Source organism: Cellulomonas sp. P4_B5_2 (assembly GCF_056402235.1).
On sequence record NZ_JBFUHU010000458.1, the window covers coordinates 1 to 2167 of the forward strand.

Here is a 2167-nt window from a genome sequence, read left to right on the forward strand (position 1 = left end):
CACAGGTACCGGGCGGCGACCTGCGCGGTCGTCGCCCGGCGCCTCCGCCGCGGCCCCTCAGCCCGCGGCGCCCTCCGGGTGCGTCTCGACGTTGAGGACGTTCCCGTCGGGGTCGGCGAACCAGGCGGCCCGCATGTTCCCGTCGGACAGGACTCCGTCGGCCCACGTGACCTCGCCGGGCAGGTCGAACGTCTGGAACTCGATCCCGGCTCCCCGTAGTGCGGCCACCTCGGCATCGAAGGCGTCGGTCGGTAGCTGGAACGAGATCGCGGTCGCCTTGTTGGTCCCGGCGTACGCGGACGGGTACACGAGGAACCCCCCGTTGGACGTGCTGTAGACGACGCCGTCAGGCACCTCGCCCGCACTGGTGAATCCGAGCGTCCCCTCGTAGAACGCTCGCGCTCGCTCCATGTCGGTGACGGCGAGCACGGGCATCGAGGCGTGGTCGGAGAGCATGAGTGTCCTCCCGTGCGGGCCCACCGTCCGTCGGCGGACCGGCACATCGACGCTAGAACCAGTTCGGACATCCGTCCAGCGTCCTTGCACATCCGTGCAGCACCTCACCCGCCCACTCGTCGTCGCCAGGGCTACCGCTGCACACCCTCCGGGCAGCACGATCGACGGGTGAGCACCGCGACGCGAGCGGCGGACCTGCCGCCGCAGTGGGGGCTGGCCGCTCTCGGCGCCGTCGGCCTGGCGGTCGCGGCCGCGCTGGCCGCCTACGCCCAGGTGCACCCCGGCGACGGCGCCGCCCTGACCACGCTCGGGTTCAGCGGCATGCTCCAGATGAAGTCGTGGCTCACCACCGCGGCTGCCGCCCTGGTCGTGGTCCAGATCCTGTCCGCCCTGGCGATGTGGGGCCGGCTGCCCGGGGTGAAGGACGCCCCCGGCTGGGTCACCGGACTGCACCGCTGGAGCGGCACGGTCGCGTTCCTGCTCACGTTGCCGGTGGTGTTCCACTGCGTCTGGTCGCTCGGGTTCGAGGTCGAGTCCGCCCGGGTGCTCGTGCACTCCGTGGCGGGCTGCGTGTTCTACGGGGTCTTCGCCGCCAAGATGCTGGCGCTCCGCCTGCGCCGCCTGCCCTCGGCGGCGGTCCCTGTGCTGGGCGGTCTCCTGGCGGGCGTCCTCGTGGTCCTCTGGTTCAGCTCCGCGCTCTGGTTCTTCGGCCAGAGCGGGTTTGCGAGCTACTGACGTGGACGCCCCCGAGGTCGGTCGGCGGTCGGTGCTCGAGGGCGCCGGCGTCGCTCTCGCGGCCGGTGCCGTGGGGTACGTGGGGTTCGCCACGCTCGGCCCGGCACCGGGCGCGGACGACGACGGCCAGTACTCCACCGGCCCGGACGCCGAGCAGGACGACGGCGTCGACTCCCACCGGCTGGCCGCCGTGGACGACATCCCGGACGGAGGAGGCCTCGTCATCGCCGACAGGAAGCTCGTCCTCACGCGCGACGGGGACACGGTCCGGTGCTTCTCGGCGGTCTGCACCCACCAGGGGTGCCTGGTCGGCGGTGTGCGCGACGGTGAGATCCGGTGCCCGTGCCACGGCAGCGCGTTCGACGCCGCCACGGGAGCGGTGGTCCAGGGACCCGCGACGGAGCCGCTCGAGGCCGAGGAGATCGAGGTCACCGACCAGGGAGAGGTGCTGCGCGCATGAGGTCGTTCTGGACGCGGCTGCCCACGCTCGTGTGGATCGCCGGTGCCGGTCTCACCGCGGGCGCGCTGCTCGCCGCCCTCCGGGGGTGACGCTCGGCTGCCTCCAGGGCTACTGGTCCAGGRCGAACGTGACCTCGAGGACCACCTGGTAGGCGGTGATCTTCCCGTCGGACACCTCGACCTTCTGATCCTTGACCCAGGCACCCTGCACGTTGCGCAGCGTGGTCGACGCCCGCTCGATCCCGCCGCGGACGGCGTCCTCGAAGCTCGTGTCGGAACGGGCACTGATGTGCGTGATGCTGGCGACGGTCGTGGACATGGGGTCTCCTCGTCGAGTCCGTGTGCGGACCTCCAGCCTTCACCCGAGCCACCCCCGCCGCAATCGGGATGCGGCCCCTGGACACGCGAAGCGCCGGTGGTACGTTTCGGGAGTATTGGGACCTCGGGTGGCTGCGACTCTCCCCCGCCCGGCCCCGTGAGAGATCTCAGCCGACGATGGCGAGGGGACGGTCATGAC

4 protein-coding genes are annotated in these 2167 nt (G+C 71.9%); 2 read left to right on the plus strand and 2 right to left on the minus strand.

Going from position 1 to position 2167, the window contains the following annotated elements; all coding sequences use genetic code 11:
* Positions 1-57 precede the first annotated feature (57 nt).
* Positions 58-456 carry a VOC family protein gene (locus AC1DUQ_RS21065; RefSeq protein ID WP_477062071.1) on the minus strand — a complete coding sequence of 133 codons (399 nt, stop codon included), beginning with the start codon at positions 454-456 and terminating at the stop codon, positions 58-60.
* 168 nt (positions 457-624) lie between these two features.
* Between AC1DUQ_RS21065 and AC1DUQ_RS21070 the strand changes: the two genes are divergently transcribed.
* Both AC1DUQ_RS21070 and AC1DUQ_RS21075 read left to right on the plus strand, forming a co-directional pair.
* On the plus strand, positions 625-1191 hold the full coding sequence (locus AC1DUQ_RS21070) for a DUF6529 family protein (RefSeq protein WP_477062072.1): 567 nt from the start codon (positions 625-627) through the stop codon (positions 1189-1191).
* A 1-nt stretch (position 1192) separates the two neighbouring features.
* On the plus strand, positions 1193-1651 hold the full coding sequence (locus tag AC1DUQ_RS21075; RefSeq protein WP_477062073.1) for a Rieske (2Fe-2S) protein: 459 nt from the start codon (positions 1193-1195) through the stop codon (positions 1649-1651).
* Between the two features lie 108 nt (positions 1652-1759).
* Here the strand turns inward: AC1DUQ_RS21075 and AC1DUQ_RS21080 are convergent, their stop codons facing one another.
* Positions 1760-1969, minus strand: coding sequence for a dodecin family protein (locus AC1DUQ_RS21080; protein ID WP_477074555.1), 210 nt, complete (start codon positions 1967-1969; stop codon positions 1760-1762).
* Positions 1970-2167: the final 198 nt, after the last annotated feature.

Bases quoted from the DNA above. Each gene is read 5' to 3' on its own strand.
- AC1DUQ_RS21065 (WP_477062071.1), bottom strand. From the start codon at position 456: ATGCTCTCCGACCACGCCTCGATGCCCGTGCTCGCCGTCACCGACATG.